Origin of the sequence: Paenactinomyces guangxiensis (assembly GCF_016055185.1) — a bacterium.
GTDB lineage: Bacteria > Bacillota > Bacilli > Thermoactinomycetales > Thermoactinomycetaceae > Paenactinomyces > Paenactinomyces guangxiensis.
The window spans coordinates 16,881-35,545 of sequence record NZ_JAECVR010000001.1; the positions used below are offsets into that span (position 1 = coordinate 16,881).

Below are 18,665 nucleotides of genomic sequence, written 5' to 3' on the forward strand. Positions count from 1 at the left end.
GGGTACGGCATCCGGGCTGTACCCCTTCATGCATCAAGGAGAACCATCTATGTGGAAAAGGTTACGCCAAATGATGTTACCCCACTCATTCAGATTTAACCTCATGTTCGCTTCCGTAACTTGCATCCTGATCCCGGCCTGCATCTCTCTTACAATCTACAATTACCTGACCAAAGATGAGGTAAAAGAACAGGCCATAACCAATTCGCAGGAATCACTTCAACTGGTGGATGTATATGTGACCAATTTGTTAAATGATATGCTTTATATCGCCAACTATATCCAAATCGATTCCGAAATGACTTCTATTCTAAAGGAAAGCGCTGCCGGAAAAATCTATCAAGGACCGGATGCATACTATCAGCGGTTTATGGACCAAAGAAAGATTATAAGTAAAATCGATAATATTACCTTGGTCGGTGAAAAGTCGTGCTATGTGACCATATTGCTGAAAAACGGCCAGTTTTATACCAACTATCAGGTCCATGAATATCATCCTGTTCAACTGTTTAAAGAGCCATGGTTTGAACGTTTGAACGGCTTATATGGATTTGAGTCTTATTGGGTAGGGACAACCCCTACTGTATTTCAATCAGAAAAGAGCCATCACCCGTATCAAATCTCCATCGCACGAACGCTTCGTGAAGGTGACTCCAATATCTATGGGTATGTCGTCGTCACTGTATTGGAAAGCCAGGTAAATCAAATATTCAAAAAGCTTGCGGTTAATCAGGAAACCATGCTGGTGGATTCCTCCGGTAAAATCTTATCTCATAAGGACAGCTCGCAAATCGGCAAGCTGTTCCCGTATGTGAAGCAAGTCCCGGAACAAAATGGTTCCCGCATCACCCGGATCAGCGGCGAGGACTATCTGATCACGAAGCACTCTTTGTCTTTTTCAGATTGGAGTCTTGTATCACTAACACCTTATCAAAAAGCAGAAACTAAAATTAATTATATTTTCAATCAAGTGTTTATATTTCAATTAGTCTCCTTCTTTATTTTTTTGTTTCTGCTGATTTATTTGCTGCGGAAGTTTACCAGGCCACTGATTCAGTTAGGAAAAATAGCAAACACGGTGCAACATGGCAATTTGGAAGTACGCTCCAATATTCGCGGGCAAGATGAAATCGGACAACTGGGTTTATCTTTTGATTTAATGTTGGACAGGGTGGAGGAAATGATTGCCCAGATCACTTTGACCCAGGCCCGGAAGCGCAAAGCGGAACTGGCCATGCTACAGGCTCAAATCAATCCCCACTTTCTGTTTAATGTTCTTAATTCCATCCGTATGAAAGTGATGGGCAAGGGAGATAAAGAAAGCGCGGAAATGATCAGTTCTCTTTCCAAATTATTAAGGATGACCATCAGCCATCACAAGGGCAACATTCATTTTCATGAAGAACTTGAAACGGTCATGGACTATGTCCAACTGATGAATATGAGACAAAAAGAGAAGATTGAACTGGAATTAAACGTATCCTCAGAAGCTTTTCTGCAACAGGTTCCCCGTTTTTTCCTACAGCCTGTCATAGAAAATGCACTGATCCACGCCTATAATCAGTCGGCAGGAAAAATTGTTCTGCACGCACGGCTCACAGGTCGTCAGCTTATCGTTATTGTCGAAGATTCAGGTCAGGGGATGAGTAAAGAGGCATTGCAAGCACTGCGCGAAAAAATCGCTGGCGGAAACGGTTTGGAAGATACAGACCCGGAGTCGCACAAAGGCTTTTCCGGAATCGGCCTGCCGAATGTCTATGAACGTATGCGTATGATATTTGGAGAATCATTCCGGATGGAAGTAGACAGTGAGCACGGAAAGGGGACGCGAATCACTATGTTTATTCCGGTGCAGGAGGCCTATTTCCATGTATAAAGTGATGCTGGTGGACGACGATTACCCGGTTTTGGAATTGTTGTCGGAGGCAATTAATTGGAGTGATCTGGACATGCAGCTTCAAGGGGGCTATGAAAATGGGGCTTCTGCCTTTGAAGCAGCATTAAGGGAGATGCCGGATATTCTGATAACAGATATCGGGATGCCAAAGATGGATGGTTTGGAACTCATACAGCGGATGAAAAAAAGAAAACCGGGATTGCGCGCAGCCATTTTGTCCTGCCACAGCGAGTTTCATTATGCACAGAAGGCGTTAAAGCTTCACGTGCAGGATTATCTTCTGAAAGATACGCTCAACCCCGCTGACTTGCACAAACTGCTCCTTCAGTTTAAAGAAAGCCTGGACCGGGAAAGAACCGTAAATTTACAGCGGCTTCAGCTTGAGACTCTGGTTGACCGCAACAAAGAGATAATGAAAGAAAAGTTTATTCGGGCGACGATTCAACAACCGATAGTCAACCTGGATCAATGGAAAGCGGAAGCGGAATCATTCGGCCTCCTGTTCGATGATGGCACTGCTTATTTACCCGTACTGGGAATGATCGACAGTTTCCGTTCAGTTCAACAACGCTTTATGGCAGACGATATCATTCGATTTGCCATCGACAATGTAATTGGCGAAGTGATAAACGGCGACCATTTGAAAGCGGTTGCAGTTACATACGGAATGAAAGAAACGTTTTTTTTGAAGCCATTTCACCACAATTTGCGAGTGAATCCGTTTGAAGAGGCAACCAATCTGGTGAGAAGAGTACAGAACGCCTTGCGCAGATCATTGAAAATATCGATGTCATTTATTCTGGGAGAGTTCTGCCGAAACCCGGATGAACTCAAACGGGGTCTGACTGACTTGCTATCAAGCACCGGCCAGCGCTTTTACATGGAAAAGGGAGCCATCGAAAAGAAGCGGCATGTATCTTTCGCAGAGAAGGATCTATTTACCTGGTACGAACAAGCCAGCAGAGAGTTCCGGGTTATGCTGATCGAAAAAAATTCAGACACTGTGGTACCGACGGTTTCACGATGGATGACATTTCTGCATGAGAAAAGTTTTCCCCCGGAAACGGTGAAAGACTGGGTGCTGAAGCTGTTGCTTGACTTGAAACTCAAGCTGCAATCTCTTCAATATTTTCGCTCCACCTATACAGTCGACATTTTACACAAAGAAATTTTGGAGATCGATTCGTTAACCGAACTGACAGATTGGTTAATCAGTTACTTTCAATCAGGGATCTCCGTTGCCGAGAAGATTTTGGGACAAAGCAAAAGAGAAGAAGTATTGGATGCCTGCAAGTACATTTCCCTTCATTTGGATAGAAAAATCAGCCTGGAGGAAGTAGCCGGCCATCTTTATTTAAATCCGAGTTATTTCAGCCGGTTGTTTAAGAAAGAGACCGGAGAAACATTTATTGAATATGTAACCCGAATGAAAATGAACCGGGCGAAAGAGCTGCTTGACCAGACTAGCTATTCTGTAGGAAAAATATGCGAGATGCTGGGCTACGATAATCAGAGCTATTTTATTAAAATGTTTAAATCTCATACCGGCCTCACGCCAGTTGAATACAGAAGTCAAAAAATCTCTTAAACAAGTAAAAATAATGATATGACCGCTCCATCGCATGCGCTAAGATGAAACTGTATCATATTTTCAGAATAATGAGGGAGACAAATGAAGCGCATAAAAATCAGGGAACTTCTGGACCTTCATAAGAATGGCAGCTCCTCCCTATTGTTCATTGACGCGGAACATCAGGATGCCTGGTGGCGCGAAATCAATGCTTCACCGTCCTATAAGCCAATGGTGGATGAAATCAGACAGGAGGCAGCCAGGCTATTGCGTGAAAGAACACCTGAGCTTACCTGTACGCTGTTTCGGATTTTTAACGAAACAGGTTCCAGATTGGAATACGAGCGGGCATATTTTGAAAGAAGAAAGCGGTTAAACACATTTGCGCTCATCTCACTGCTGGAGCCGGAGAAAACGGAGTATCATGAGGCATTGCATAATATCCTCTGGTCGATTTGTGACGAATATACATGGTGCCTCCCTGCCCATTTAAAGGGTCGCCCTGAAACCTTCACAGAAATTAATTATTCGCTTAAAGCTGCAGAGGAACGCCCGGGAGAGCCTGAAACCATTGATTTGTTTGCGGCGGAAACAGGCTTTGCCTTAAGCGAAATCATGAAGCTAACGGAAAGAAGCCTCCCCGAATTGCTGCGTAAACGGATTTATCAGGAAGTGTATCGCAGAATTTTTTTGCCGTTGATCCGCCACGGCCCTTACGACTGGGAGAAAGCAACCCATAACTGGTCAGCAGTCTGCGGCGGCTCTGTCGGTGCCGCCGCGCTTCATCTGATGGATAACTCTGATGATCTTGCCATTATTTTGGAACGGGTGCTCCAAGCTGTCACATATTATTTGAAGGGGTTTCAGGAAGACGGGGCATGTACCGAAGGCTACACATATTGGCAGTACGGGTTCGGATACTTTGTCTACTTTGCCGATTTATTAAAGAAAAGAACAGCCGGCAGCATCGATCTGTTTTCGCTGGAAAAGGTTCATCAAATTGCTTTGTTTCAAGAAAAGTGTTTCCTGAGCGGCAATACGGTAGTGAATTTTTCGGACTCACTTCCCGAAGCCCGCGTTTTTTTGGGGCTGAGTCATTTTTTAAAAGGCGTTTATCCCGATCTCGAACTTCCCCAGATCAAACTACGCACCAGGTATACGGATGACCACTGCAGCAGATGGGCTCCCGCCATTCGTAATTTGCTCTGGGTTAATCCGCGGGAACATGGCCAACCATGGAGAGCAGCGACATATTACCTGGATAACGCACAGTGGTTTATTTCGAGACATGTGGCAAAAAGCCGTTATTACAGCTTTGCAGCGAAAGGAGGACATAATGAGGAACCGCATAATCATAACGATATCGGCCATTTTATCCTTCATGCGGATGGCGAAACATTTTTAGCCGATTTGGGCTGCGGAATGTATACTGACGAGTATTTTGGCCCAAAGAGATATTCTTTTGTGTGTAACGGTTCCCATGGACATTCAGTCCCTATCATCAATGGTCAATATCAGGTTGAAGGAATTTCCAGACGTGCCATCCCCAAGCAAGTGTCCTTCGGCACTGACCTCGACTTGTTTGAACTCGACTTTGCCAGCGCCTATGCTGTCACTGAACTTCAACAATTGAAAAGGCGTTATTCATGGCGGAAGTCCGTCCCCATGCTGCTCCTGGAGGATAATTTTATTTTTTCAGAGAAACCCGGTTCGATCACTGAGAGATTGATCACTCTTCTCCCTCCCCAACCGGAAGATGAAAATTGCTTCATACTGACAGGAAAACAACAACGTTTGAGAATCCGCTTTGATTCGGGTGTGATGGAGCCAAAGGCCAGAAGCATTCAATACACCGATCATTTCGGCAGACAAGTTGAACGATTCGCGCTTGATCTTGAAATAAGAAGACCTGAGAGACACTGCACAACATGCATTATGTTTGAATTTGAATAACGAAGGGGTGTGCAAAGATGTCCGGTTCAACCGAATGGGTACAGGAAGCATGGAAAAAGCTTGAAGAAAAGGTTGCTCGGAACAGTCAGAGAATCGGATCAAATTTTCCCCATGCCAGCGTGGAAGGCAAGTATGTGTTTGAAGCGCCGCACTGGTGGACAGCCGGTTTTTGGCCCGGTTTGCTCTGGCTGGTCTATCGCGAATCGGGGGATGAGAATCTGAAGCTCATCGCAGAGCAATGCGAAGATCGCCTTGACCAGGTTCTTACAAATTATGATCAGCTTGATCACGACATGGGCTTTATGTGGACCTTGACCAGCATAACCCGCTACAAACTGCTGCATGCGGACAATTCTAAGCGCCGTGCTCTTCTCGCCGCAAATTTACTGGCGGGGCGGTTTAATGTCAAAGGAAAATATATACGCGCATGGAATCCTTGGCGTGAAGATGAGGACAACTCGGGCTGGGCGATTATCGACTGCTTGATGAACTTGCCGCTCCTGTTTTGGGCTTCTGAGGTAACAGGCGACCCCCGCTTTAAGCATGTGGCCACAGAGCACGCAGACACGGTATTGAAACATTTTATACGCCCTGACGGGTCTGTGTATCATATTGTTTGTTTTGAAGCGGAAAGCGGAGAATGGGCCGGGGTATACAGAGGGCAAGGCTTCTCGCAAGAATCAGCCTGGTCCAGAGGAACTTCTTGGGCCTTATATGGATTAACCTTATGTTATCACTACACGGGTGAAGAGAAGTACCTGCATGCTGCAAAGCGGGTAGCATATTTTTTTATCGCCAATCTTCCGGAAGATCATGTTCCATACTGGGATTTCCGGTTGCCGTCCGGTATTCCGAAATACCGGGACTCCTCGGCCGGGGCCTGTGGGGCTTGCGGACTCTTATTACTGGCGGATAAGGCAGGTTTTGTCGAAGCTCCCTTGTACAGGCATGCAGCAGAGAAAATGCTTCATTCTCTGTACCTCAACTACGGTGCCTGGGACAATGAAGATGAGGAAGGACTTATCTTGCATGGTACAAGTCATTACCCTGAAGGAAAAAATATTGACGTCCCGCTTATTTACGGGGATTATTTCTTTGCTGAGGGACTGGCCTGCTTAAAAGGTCATAAGGGTCTGTTCTTGTAAGCCAAAAAAGAGTTGAGTTCGTTGCGCTCCCGGCAGAAAACAGGTTCACGCATAGATATATGCTTAGCTGAATAGGATGATAACATCTTTCCATCATAAAGAAACACCCCTTAAAGCAGTTCTCATTCACAGCTTTTTCCTGTGTCTACTTCAGGGGTGTATATCGGATGTTACACAAATTCTTATTTGCATGACTCCTTGGAAGGAGTGAATTTTTAGTGCTGTTTCGCTTTATTTCAATTTCCAGACTGATCTGCCTTAACAGCCAGGTTGCCAGCGGCCTTCACTCGAACACGGGTTGCGTTTCCCGGCAGATAGGCCAGAGGTACATCTTCGATATCGACAATCTCCACCGTACATGGATCCGCACCGGCAGAAACAGCTTCGTCTTTAGCGATTTGCCTGGCTAATTCCAGAGTCTTTTCCCGGCCCAATTCATCCAGGGAAAACACCCGCTCCACTTGCCCGCTGACTTGAGCAATGGCTGCCCCGATTGCATTCGCTACACCGAAGTTTTCAGGGCGGATGACTTGGGATGCTCCTTTGAGTTCATCCGGCAATAAGATGCTGCCACCGCCAACAAGTATAACAGGAACCGGTTCGGCGCTGGTTTTCATCTTGTCGATCGCATCCTCTACCATTTCTACCATTTTAGCATATACCTTTTCCAACAACACTCTGTCCAAGTGAGCCACTTTTGACGGATCGCCCAGCGTTGCTTTACCCAGGGCAACCGCTACATCCGTTGCGGTTAGTGTATCTCCTCCAAAGACCAGACCTTTTTGCGGCAATTGGTAGCCGACACTGTCTGGTCCGACCGTAAAACTTCCGTCTTCCCGGATGCGTACAATCGTTCCTCCTCCCAAACCGATCGAAACGAGGTCCGGCATGCGGAAATTGGTACGGGCTCCGCCGATCTCCACCGCAAGCGAGGATTCGCGCGGAAAGGAGTTGACCAGGACACCGATATCCGTCGTTGTTCCACCGACATCAACAACCAGTGCATTGGAAAATCCGGTCAAATAGGAAGCTCCGCGAATACTGTTGGTTGGGCCACAGGCAATGGTAAGGATCGGATATTTCACGGCATACTCGACACTCATTAAGGTTCCATCGTTCTGTCCAAAGAATACCCTGGCATGGATACCCTCTTCATGAAGCGCATTGACGAAGCCTTCTGCTGTTGTTTTCGCCACGTTTACGACAGAGGCATTGAGGATGGTTGCATTTTCCCGCTCAAGCAGTCCGACGCTTCCGATTTCGTGGGATAACGAAACAGGAATCTCTTCCCCCAACACCTCGCGCAAAATTTCCGCCGCACGAAGTTCATGGTCCTTCGCAACGGGAGAAAATACTGACGTAACCGCAATCGAATCAACACGATCTTTTATTTCATGAGCGATTCTTGTCAATTCTTCTTCATCCAGCTTTGCGATTTCACGACCGTCAAACTCATGCCCGCCATGAACAATATAAACATGCTTTCCAAGCTTTTCCCGAAGGTCTTCAGGAACCCCGATCAGCGGCTTTACCGCCAGGGTTGCAGGCGCCCCGATCCGGATGACAGCAATATCATTCAGACGCTTTCGTTCTACAATCGCGTTTGTACAATGGGTGGTACCCAACATGGCTAAATGAATCTGTTCCCGTGGTACTCCGGATTTCGCGATAACTTCGCGCATGGCCTGATAGATTCCCGTGCTGACATCCTCTGTGGTCGGGGACTTCGTTTCCGCCACCACTTGATAGTTGTGATCCAGCAGGACGGCATCCGTATGTGTGCCGCCTACATCAATACCGATCCGGTAGCTCATCTTGCAGCAGCTCCTTTCTCCATCAACTCTTCAACAGCGGTATATTCCACGTTATAGCCGAAATATTGAGGGCCACAAGTTTCAATCCCCTTCGGCGTACGCCATTTCGGATGGCAGGGGATCCCGAGAACAACGGCACGCGCCCCATACCGCAAGCCTTCGGTCGTAATCGGCAAACCGGTTTCAGCATCCACGACGGCGATCAGATCCGGTGTGACGCAAAGCAAACGTTCTTCGGTCATGGCGATCAGGTGCTCATTTTGAAAACGAAGTTCCAGCTTTTCGCCCTTGTACTCGAGCAGACCTTCGAATTTCGCTCTTCCCCGGGCAAATCCGGTTTCTGTCTTGCGATTGACGTCAACAACTTTACCGTGGAACAGTTTGAATCCGTTTGTCAATCTCAAAATTTCCTCGATCGGATCAACATTCTGTTCCTTGGCTAAGCGGATGGCACGTCCAAGCTCCTCCTCCAGCTGCAATATGTTGTGGATACCGCTTTCCTTCAAGTTTCGGCCTGCCATCGGATAAATGGCAAACATGACAGAACCGCCTTTCTGAATGGTTGCACTACGGGCAATCCGTTCCGCCCAAAGACTATCGATCGTGTTTAAGAGGGTAACATTTCCTTTTTCATCTGCAATCACCATTGGGGAAGCGGAGATCCCATCGAGGTGAAAGGTTACCATCTGTAATTCTGGAAAAGCGCGTCCCATTCCATCGACATCGACCACAGGCAAGCCTAACTGAGCTGCCAGTGCCAGCGGCAACATCGAGTTGATCCCGCCTGCTTCAATGGGATAGGTGGCAAATACTTTTTTGCCCAGATAGGTTTCCAATGTTTTAAACGCCTTCCCGGCTTCATGTCCGCTCGGTGCTTTTTCCACCATCACAGTCGGCGCTCCCATCATCCCTGAGGATACGACCAGGGCATCGTCGGGTACTTCATCAACGGACAACAGCTTAATCGGGCCATATTCTTCAATCGCCTGCAGCGCCATTAATTTTCCGATATAAGGGTCGCCGCCTCCTCCTGTCCCCAATAAAGCAGCTCCTACTGCAATGTCCTCAATTTCTTGCTTTCCTAATCGTCTCATGTTTCTCTCTCCTTCCTTGGATTGTTTAAATTTCATGGTTAACAGAGCTGGACGTTATTCACGCTTTCGGTCGATCACCGCGCCAAATAGTTTCATTCCCACATAGTAGACAATCCCGCTGGCAAGTAGCGAATTTAAGGAAGGAATTCCGATTTCAAAAAAGTATCCAGCTGTAAAGCCGAGAACCCAAGCAGCAACAGTTACCGGATTTAAGTTTTCGGACTCAGCCGGCAAAGTCCCCTGTAAACGGGTCTCATCCAGTACCTTTCTGCTGCGTTTTAAAATGAAATAATCGACAACCATAATTCCGCCGATTGGTGGAATCCAAACACCAAGAAAAGTTAGAAAATTAACAAACTTATCTAAGATACCCAGCACGGAAAGGAGTGTACCCACCACACCGATGATTAAGGTGATCAAACCCCGGTTGACCTTTTTGTTAAACACAGAATCAAGCAAGTTGGTTATCCCTAAAGAAGAAGAGTATAAATTCAAATCATTGATTTTGACCGTTGCGAAAATCACGATTGCCGCTCCAAGCCAGCCAGCCGTTTGCAAGATAATGTCAACAACATCGGCACTTTTTACCGCATGAGCCATTAATACGGCGATCATATTTACACCGAGCTCGCCAACAAGCGTTCCAATCAAGGTCATCCAGAAGACATCCTTGCTGTTGCGGCAGTAACGGCTCATATCAGGCGTAATCACCGCACCGATCATGAATCCTCCCGCAACCATCGTGGCTGCCATCCCTAATGAAAGATGAGGGCCTGGAGCTGGAGAAGCAACGAGCTCCCCGAGTGAATGGCTGTGAAGGACATTATAAATACCGTAACCAATGACCGCTAAGAAACCGGGAACCGCGATTTTCGCTGTCCAGCTTAACCATTTGAAACCGAAAATGACAATCGCTGTAACAAACAATCCGGTTAACGTTGCCGCCAGCGGAAAGCCCAGCGCTCCGCCCAGGGCCCCATCCAATCCCTTGGCGAATACCGAGTTCTGTACGCCAAACCAACCGATCAGTCCAATGGCGATCACCGCTCCAATTATACTGGATCCATATTTCCCGAACCCCGTCCAACGGGCCAACAGGCTGGTGGATAACCCTTCCCGAACCCCGGCAATGCCGATAAGCAAACTGACAATCTCCAGGATAACACTGCCCAGCATCGTTGCCCAAAAGGCCTCCCAAAAAGTCATCCCATATCCCAGTGCCGCTCCCAGCATAAATTGGGATAATGCCGTCAAGGCCCCGATGCGTACCAACAGAACTTCCCACATTGGAAGCCGGGCTCCCTCCGGTACGCGTGTAAGGGAGAAATCATCTGCCATATTCGAATTGCCTGCCATATCATCTCCTCCTTCAAACATTTGTTGTGGAATCAACAACTAGGATAAGGCGCCAATCGCTTTGACTTGTACTCGCAAGGCTTTACTGGGGATATAGGCCAATGGTGTGGCCTTAATCGACTGAACAACGACGGATTCCGGTACCGCGCCGGCCAGAAGCGCTTTTTGGACCGCCTCCTTTTTGGCCATTTCCAATGTATCCTCCCTCGTCATCTCGTCCAACCAGTACATACGGTCAACCTGCCCGCTGACCGGAGCAATACACGCTCCAATGGAACTGGCATATGAATGGAATCGGGGATGGAGTACATCGGACCAAGGATACTTGAACCGGGAAGCGATCCCCGCACTTCCCTCGCCGACAAACACAATCGGAAGCGGCTCAAAGCGCGGCTGAAACCGCCCGATCACCTGAAATATCCGGTCAAGCATATTATCATCCACAGGTTCATGTGCCCCAAACGAAAGCGTCACGATCTCCGGCATCTGCAAATTGACGCGGACTCCTGCAATCCGGTAGGTTTGCCACCGTTCCTTCGGAAACCCTTCCTCTAACATCCCTATATGGGTAAACTTCTTTCCGACATCGACAATCACACAATTGTTCAGATCTGTGAGAAAAGAAGCTCCACGGAAGCTGTTGGTCGTTCCGGACTGCAGCGTTCGGATTGGGTAACGCAGTGCATAATCGTAGGACATGAGCGTGCCATCGTTCTGCGTAAAGTAAATCATCGCTTCAATGCCATGCCTGTGCAAGAGACGGTCCAGCCCTTGAAGAGCACGCATCATCACCTTCGAAAGGGCCGCATTGAGAATGGTCGCGTTCTCCCGTTCCAGAAAACCCAAGCTCCCCAAATCATGGGACAAGGTAATGGAAAATTCTTGTCCAGCTGTTTCCCTGATCCAGTCCGCCACCATTTGTTCATGACCGTGATTTAAAGGTGAGAAAGTACTTGTGATGGCAAAAGACTCGAACCTGTCCAGATCGATTGACCGAAGAAACGTTTCGATCCGTTCTCGGGAAGGGGGCTGATCTGACATCTGCCCGTTCACTTCATGACCGCCTGCCACCTCATGATAAATAAGTCCCATCGCTTCCCGCAGAGACTCCGATCCTTCAAACAAGGGTGGAATACTTCCCAGGGCCTGCCCAATGCGAATCGCACATACCTTTGCCAGGTTATTTTCCTCCCGCAGAGCGTTATAACAATGAGTGGTTCCGATCATGACGGACCTGATTTCCCGTGGATCGATGTCAGTCTGTTGCAAGAGATGAACAAGGGCGGATTCAATGCCGGAAATTCTGTCCCCCGTGGAAGGATGCTTGGCTCCGGCTACGATGTTTAAATCTTGATCCATCAGAATCGCGTCTGTTTTGCTCCCGTCGACATCAATACCCAAACGGAACATGGTGCGTTTCACCGCCTTCCCGGATCAGCAGTTGCTCGATCGGAGTAAAACCACTTGCAACGCCAAAACATGCGGGACCGACCACCTCGAGCATTTTGGCATCCCTGACCAATGAAGGAGCTGGAATGGCGAGAACCCATACTTTACGATGATTTTCCAACTCTTCGATCATGATCGGATACCCCGTATCGGCATCTAAGACGCAGATCAGATCAGGCACCATCGCAAGCGGCTGTTCCCCATGACCAGCCAATAGATACTCATTTTTAAACAGAATCTTGAGCTGTTCACCGACGTGAATGCCCGTTCCTTCCACTACCAGAGCACCGTTTAATAATCCGCCAATGATGTCCCGCTCCAGATTAACCACTTTGCCTTCCATCAACTTGTACGGGCAGCCATAAATGGAGTTTTCAAAAGTACGGACCAATGCTTCCATCACCCGGTCCACATCCTCTTTGGCTAAGCTTACCGCTTCCCCTAACCTTTTAGCGAGGGAAAACGTTTGTTGAATGATAACCTCCCTCACTTCCAGGCCTGGCATCGGATACCCGGCAAACGCAGCCCATCCTCCCATCTCCGTCACTTTCCGCCTCGCTTGATGCTCTACTTCCCAGTTTGAAATACCTGTCATCCGGTGAATGGCTCCCTGTTCATTTACCATGATGAACGGAGCTGCCTGGATGCCGAACGAATGGTAAGTGGTCATCTGCAATTCTGGAAACGCACGGCCCATTCCGTCTCCATCTAAAAGGGGAAGCCGGGACAAGGCCGCCGCCAACACAGGAGTGATTGCGTTCATTCCGCCGATTTCCAATCCCGCTACAGCTCCTGCGGAAATGCCCTTTTCGCTTTCCAGGATTCGAATCGCCTGAATTAATTCCCGGCCGGAAAGGATCTTTTCACTCAAGATGGTGGGTGACCCCATGATCCCTACCGGTATGACCCACTCCATGTCCCCAAGTTCAAAAGCTGACAACAAAGGAACCGGCCCCATGTCCCTGATAACTTGGATAGCCAGCAATTCCAATGCATAACTATTCCCTCCCCCTCCGGCTCCCAGAAACCTGGAGCCACATGCCAAATGGCGAATACCCTGTTCATCGATGGCCTTATCCATTGTTGATCCCCTTACCTTTCTAACAAGCAATTATCATGCCAACAAAAAACTATAAAAAACATATATATTGTTCCAAATGGATTGGATATTATCATATTCTTCTGCGATTTCGCCTCTGCCCGGCTGTATAATCAAAGTATAGGAAAGTAATAATAAAAAAGTATTTCTCATTTTTTATCATTATTTCTCTCTATTTATCATCTTTTCTCACTTTGAGAATTTTTTCTCACGATGATACCTTTGCAATCGCCGGTATAGCGTAGCTAAACTTATTCCCAAAGCCTCCGCCGCTTTTCGCTTCCCTTCCGTACTTGTCCCAAATCGGCGAAGAGCTTGCTGAATCAAATACTCTTCCGTTTCCTCAATTTTTAAAGGAGAAGGATCAAGAGTTGTTTTGTTTTGCCATACAGACAGTGGTTGATCTGTCCCATTCTCGTTTTCCGCATTCTCACGAAGCGAAGCAGGTAAACTGCTCATGGTAACAAGATCTCCAATTTCAAGATTAACAATATACTCGATGATATTCTCCAATTCACGGATGTTGCCCGGCCAGTGGTACTCGTAAAATTTTTTCCAGACTTGTGAAGACAGACGCTTCGTTTCCTTCCCTAAACGATCTGCAAACTTTTTCATGTAAAAGTCGACCAATCCATACAAATCTTCCTTCCGTTCCCTAAGCGGCGGAATATACAGAGGAATCACATTGAGACGAAAATATAAATCTTCGCGAAATTGTTGTTTGGCAATCATGGCTTCCAAATCCTTATGGGTTGCCGCTATCACGCGAACATCGACGGGAATGCTCTCTGAGCCGCCGATCCTTTCTACTCTTCGCTCCTGCAGCACACGCAACAACTTCGCTTGTAAAAAGAGCGGCATATCTCCAATCTCATCCAAAAATAAGGTCCCTCCCCGTGCTAATTCAAACCGGCCAGGTTTACCACCTTTCTTTGCTCCTGTAAAAGCACCTTCCTCATAGCCAAACAGCTCGCTTTCCAGGAGTGATTCAGGAATCGCCGCACAGTTCAAGGCAACAAATGGACCTTTCATGCGGTGACTTGCAGCATGGATGGCCTGGGCGAGAACTTCCTTACCGGTCCCGCTTTCACCTCGGATCAGGATGGTCGAGTCGCTTTTGGCCACCTGTTGAGCTTGAACTTTCAATTCTGTGATGGCAGGACTGTTTCCTCGAATATCAGAAAACGTATAGCGCGTGGTATATTTTCGATCCCTTTCCGAGCCTTGCTGCAAAACAGGTTGAGTAAATTGCAAGACGGCTCTTTCCACATGTTTGTTTACATAAAGCGGGTGTATGCGGCACATGTAAGGATGATGAATTCCTGCAGCATCTATAATTTGAACCGGGAAATCCTTTACAGGTTTCCCCTGTTGAACAAGCTTTAATAGTTTTGCAGGCTCGATTAATTCCGGAAGCCGTTTATTCATTAATGTGATCGGTGAACGTCTCCACACATTCTCCGCAACCGTATTGGTGTGGATCACAGCCCCTTCTCGATCAACCACCAAAACCGGTGTGGCAATCATTGTCAACAGGGCTTCCACCTCATGCAAAAGCTTTTTTCGCTCTTTTTTCAGCTGTTCTATAGTGTCCATTTATATATCCCCCTCCTTACAGAAGACTGTACGCAGAAAGAGAAGACAGCAACAAATCATGACCGAAAAATTAAAATTTAAACACAATAACGGTTTAAATGATATTCAAAGCGCCAAAAGCCATGGGATACCAATTTTTCCTGCGGCTTATTCGGGTTGGACTTACCCCTTTATACAATGTGGCCAATGGACCACACTTTTCTGTTCCAATATTTTAATAACCGTCCAGCCTTGTTAACAAATTAATATTATCTCTAGCATACAAGTGTTCCTACATTATAACATATGCTTATTGTTTATATGGATGTTGTGGCGTTTTCCAATACTTTGTGTTAGCCATCTGTACAATCTCAAAAGTAGAGCAATAGCTGATATTTAAAGCCATCCACTCTGGATTTTGATCGCCAAAAACCTCTTTTTCCACCTCATCCCACTGATCGAAACCAGTATGGGCAAAAAACCTTTGTGAAACGGCCCTTAACGCAAACAAAAGAAACGGGTTTAAATCTTGCGCTTCATCAGTCACAAAATGATCGTAATTTTTGCCGGCCCATTTAAAAGCAATAAAAATCCGGCCCCTGTATGTGAAGGGGCCGGGCTTGTATTTTTTCCACAGCCGAAAACCTGTTATTGCAAGGTAGTTCCGGGATCCATAGGACGATCACCAGCTCGATCTTCTTTTCCATCCAATAAATGTCCCATTCCGCGAACTAAGGTGTCATCTTCGAGAACGCTATACAAGTGGTAACCGAGGTCCTCGCGATCAAGAACAACCTCTTGTAAGACCTCTGCTGTTCCCCAATCTTTCAATTCATGGGCGCGAGATATGGTTTTGCGCATCATTTGTTGGAGTTTCAACTCATGTTCCAGGTCATTCCGGATAAAATCCCGGATGGTGTAACGACCTTCCACCTCATGTTTAATGTAAGAAAGTTCATGCTGAGTAACCGGATGGGCGGTAGGAACTCCACCGAGTCGGGCCACCCGCTCCCCGATTTGATCAATATGTTTGTTGGTTTTCTCTCTATGTTCATTCAATAGTTCATGCAAACTAAGGAATGCTTCGGCCCCTTCGGTCATCCAGTGGTGTTTGTTGTACTGATGGAGGGCGACTGTCAGGGCACATTGATGATCATCGAGATGAAGGGCCATTTCCAGCCGCACTTCATAAGGAAGAGAGATCCCTGCACCGATCTTTTTTACCGTTCGTGGTTCTTCCCTGAGGATTAAATCGTGATCGGTCGAATGTCCCGGTACGACCGGGTTAAACCCTGATTTATCCACTTGAACTGTCCATTAAAGTTTCCAAGTTGAGTCATCACTTTCACAATATCATTGGATTCGGGAGGGTGAGCCTCGTAGTTTCTCATGGACGATCACTCCTTTATCATTGTTCGATTACAATTATCCCCACTAAGAAATCTCTTTATACTGAGGCTTGCTCGTTACGATTACATCTGCTCTGAAAAAATGTGGAGCGCCAGTTCCGAAATCGTTATGTTTTTGGTTGCCCAATTGCGGCCAGAGAGGGAAACATAAATTCTTCCATCCTGAGGCACAATTCGCGCTTTACGATAGTAAAAATAGAGGAAACCCCCGGGAATGTATCACTTCCCAGGGGTTCATAGGGCTTAGATCAATTTCCGGCGTAAACCGAAACTGAACCTCCATTTACAAAGAATTGTCCCCATCCATTGCTGTCAATGGTCACTCCTCCAGAGCGGTTGCCTGTTACATCATACCATGTTTTCCCGGCATTTCGTGTTCCAACATACATCCATTTGGACCCGCCGGGTCCATCAGACATAATGGTTGCCAGGCCTGATCCAGGATGTGCCGAATCTCCCTCGCGAGTCCATCCTATAATATCCTGATGGTCGAAATAATCATGTTGCGGACCATACGCATCATATTTTCTTGCAGTGAGCAGAGGATCGATTTTGCTCTTGTGGGAGGGAATTTTGCCATCACTGGTTCCGTAATAGTCCCCATAAAAAACGGTTGGATATCCTTGTTCGCGGGTTAAGATCAGGGCATAGGCAAGAGGCTTAAACCAGCTCTGTACGGTCGTCCCAAAGCCGTCTCTGGGTTGAGTATCGTGGTTATCCACGAAGGTAACGGCTTTCACCGGATTGGACTTCATGAGTGTACCATTTAGAATGTTTCTCATATCATAGTAACCACCGCTGGAGGAAGCATTGTAGAGATTGTAATGAAGAGGTACGTCAAACAGAGACATATTACCGTTCACCTTAGATAGATAATTGTTTAATTTATTTAGATCATTTGCCCAATACTCACCCACTGTAAACAATTCTTTTCCGGTTACTGATCTCTGGTGGTTAACCCAGTCCCTCATAAAGTCAAATTTGATATGTTTAACTGCATCCAAACGGTAGCCGTCCAGATTGAGTGTATTGGTATACCAGGTACCCCAGCTAAATAAATGATTTCTTACATCAGGATGTTCTAAGTCAATATCTGCACCAAGCAGATAATCATAATTTCCATTCTCTGTATCCACTTCCCAGTCCCAATTCTTACCCTCACCGCGAAACTTATAGAGACGGTTTAAATTGCGGGATTGATCATAATCTGTTCCATCAAAATGGTACCATCTCCACTTAAAGCTGGAGTACGTGTTTCCGCGTCCCGGAAAGTCAAATACGGTCCAGGCCTGGATATCATAATCTCCGGAAACCTCTCTGTTTCGATCGCCCCAGTCTACTTCTACAGCACGGACTGTTTCAGTCGCATCCGCTCCCAGCTTATGGTTGAGCACGATATCTCCATAAACATCGATTCCATTGCTATGAAGGGTATTGATGGACGATTGCAGTTGCGATTTAGTTCCGTATTTGGTTCGTATTGTTCCTTTTTGGTTAAATTCACCCAGATCATAAAGGTCATATGCACCGTACCCTACATCATTTGAAGATGTTCCTTTGTATGCCGGTGGAATCCAGACAGCAGTGATTCCCCAGTTACTCAGGTTAACAGCGTCATTTTTTAGTCTGTTCCAATGATTGCCATCATTGGGCAACTCCCATTCAAAGTATTGAAAGAGTGTTCCATTGGTGCTGGTTGCAGCATTGACTGCTGGCTGTTGAAAAGGATACAAAGCCAAGCAACCCGCGATTAGTAAGGTGATCATCAGTAACGAAATCGGTTTGATCAGATCTCTCATCCTATTGGTCAACCTCCTGAACATGATTTAAAGGAATGAGTGCAGAGCGGTTGCGCATTGGTGTGTAAGGAATGCAAACGGTATCACAAAAAGAAACCATGAAACCGTTTGCAACCAACAATAAGTATATCTAACAGTTGCACCTTCACCCTATAACTATCATACTATAATTATTTATATGAATATATAGAATCATTTAAAGCGGACGCCCAATGGTTACAAATACAGCCGTTGATACAACATTGAACACTCCCTCCACGTTTAATACAAGTATTCGAGGTGAGTAAATGAGCAAAAAAATAGAAACCCAGCGAATAGATATACGGGTTCCAGTTCAGTTGCTGAAAGAAATAGAGAAATACCAGGAACAACAAGGAATTGCAAACAGGACAACTGCAATGCTGGAACTAGTTCGTAAAGGATTGTCAGACTTGCGAGAGGGGAAATGATCCCCTCCCCCGTCTGACGCACCGATTCATCTCACCGCTTATAGAAGCGGGAGTCT

14 protein-coding genes are annotated in these 18,665 nt (G+C 46.6%); 5 read left to right on the plus strand and 9 right to left on the minus strand.

All coding sequences use genetic code 11. From position 1 onward, the window contains the following. Window positions 1–49: 49 nt before the first annotated feature. The 4 genes from I8U27_RS00075 (at window position 50) to I8U27_RS00090 (ending at window position 6,565) form a co-directional block, all read left to right on the plus strand. Window positions 50–1,876 (plus strand): cache domain-containing sensor histidine kinase, encoded by a 1,827-nt coding sequence (locus I8U27_RS00075; protein WP_181750507.1) that lies wholly within the window; start codon window positions 50–52, stop codon window positions 1,874–1,876. After that, window positions 1,869–3,485, plus strand: a complete 1,617-nt coding sequence (locus I8U27_RS00080) for a response regulator transcription factor (protein ID WP_181750506.1) — start codon at window positions 1,869–1,871, stop codon at window positions 3,483–3,485. Before I8U27_RS00075 ends, I8U27_RS00080 begins: the two co-directional genes overlap by 8 nt. A gap of 84 nt (window positions 3,486–3,569) precedes the next feature. Further along, entirely contained in the window at window positions 3,570–5,420 is a 1,851-nt protein-coding gene (locus tag I8U27_RS00085; RefSeq protein WP_181750505.1) for a heparinase II/III family protein, read from the plus strand. A gap of 17 nt (window positions 5,421–5,437) precedes the next feature. Continuing rightward, window positions 5,438–6,565, plus strand: coding sequence for a glycoside hydrolase family 88 protein (locus I8U27_RS00090; RefSeq protein WP_181750504.1), 1,128 nt, complete (start codon window positions 5,438–5,440; stop codon window positions 6,563–6,565). 236 nt (window positions 6,566–6,801) lie between these two features. Here the strand turns inward: I8U27_RS00090 and I8U27_RS00095 are convergent, their stop codons facing one another. From I8U27_RS00095 to amyS, 9 genes are all read right to left on the minus strand, one after another. Continuing rightward, window positions 6,802–8,379: a hydantoinase/oxoprolinase family protein gene (locus tag I8U27_RS00095; protein WP_181750503.1), complete on the minus strand. Its 1,578-nt coding sequence runs from the start codon at window positions 8,377–8,379 to the stop codon at window positions 6,802–6,804. Further along, window positions 8,376–9,473, minus strand: a complete 1,098-nt coding sequence (locus I8U27_RS00100) for a DUF917 domain-containing protein (protein ID WP_181750502.1) — start codon at window positions 9,471–9,473, stop codon at window positions 8,376–8,378. The genes I8U27_RS00095 and I8U27_RS00100 overlap by 4 nt, the downstream gene beginning before the upstream one ends. Before the next feature lie 54 nt (window positions 9,474–9,527). Then, window positions 9,528–10,829, minus strand: coding sequence for a purine-cytosine permease family protein (locus I8U27_RS00105; RefSeq protein ID WP_181750501.1), 1,302 nt, complete (start codon window positions 10,827–10,829; stop codon window positions 9,528–9,530). 39 nt (window positions 10,830–10,868) lie between these two features. Then, complete coding sequence (locus I8U27_RS00110) at window positions 10,869–12,239, minus strand: hydantoinase/oxoprolinase N-terminal domain-containing protein (protein WP_181750500.1); 1,371 nt, start codon at window positions 12,237–12,239, stop codon at window positions 10,869–10,871. Beyond that, window positions 12,220–13,359 (minus strand): DUF917 domain-containing protein, encoded by a 1,140-nt coding sequence (locus I8U27_RS00115; protein WP_181750499.1) that lies wholly within the window; start codon window positions 13,357–13,359, stop codon window positions 12,220–12,222. The genes I8U27_RS00110 and I8U27_RS00115 overlap by 20 nt, the downstream gene beginning before the upstream one ends. A gap of 207 nt (window positions 13,360–13,566) precedes the next feature. After that, on the minus strand, window positions 13,567–14,973 hold the full coding sequence (locus I8U27_RS00120; RefSeq protein WP_181750498.1) for a sigma-54 interaction domain-containing protein: 1,407 nt from the start codon (window positions 14,971–14,973) through the stop codon (window positions 13,567–13,569). A 289-nt stretch (window positions 14,974–15,262) separates the two neighbouring features. Then, a complete protein-coding gene (locus I8U27_RS00125; protein WP_181750497.1) occupies window positions 15,263–15,499 on the minus strand; it encodes a hypothetical protein in 237 nt (78 codons plus the stop codon). A gap of 101 nt (window positions 15,500–15,600) precedes the next feature. Continuing rightward, a complete protein-coding gene (locus I8U27_RS00130) occupies window positions 15,601–16,257 on the minus strand; it encodes a Dps family protein (RefSeq protein WP_181750496.1) in 657 nt (218 codons plus the stop codon). Window positions 16,258–16,609: 352 nt separating this feature from the next. After that, the gene (gene amyS / locus I8U27_RS00135; protein WP_181750570.1) at window positions 16,610–18,127 is read right to left on the minus strand and encodes an alpha-amylase; all 1,518 of its coding nucleotides are present in this window, start codon (window positions 18,125–18,127) and stop codon (window positions 16,610–16,612) included. 320 nt (window positions 18,128–18,447) lie between these two features. Between amyS and I8U27_RS00140 the strand changes: the two genes are divergently transcribed. Further along, on the plus strand, window positions 18,448–18,609 hold the full coding sequence (locus I8U27_RS00140) for a ribbon-helix-helix domain-containing protein (protein WP_181750495.1): 162 nt from the start codon (window positions 18,448–18,450) through the stop codon (window positions 18,607–18,609). Window positions 18,610–18,665: the final 56 nt, after the last annotated feature.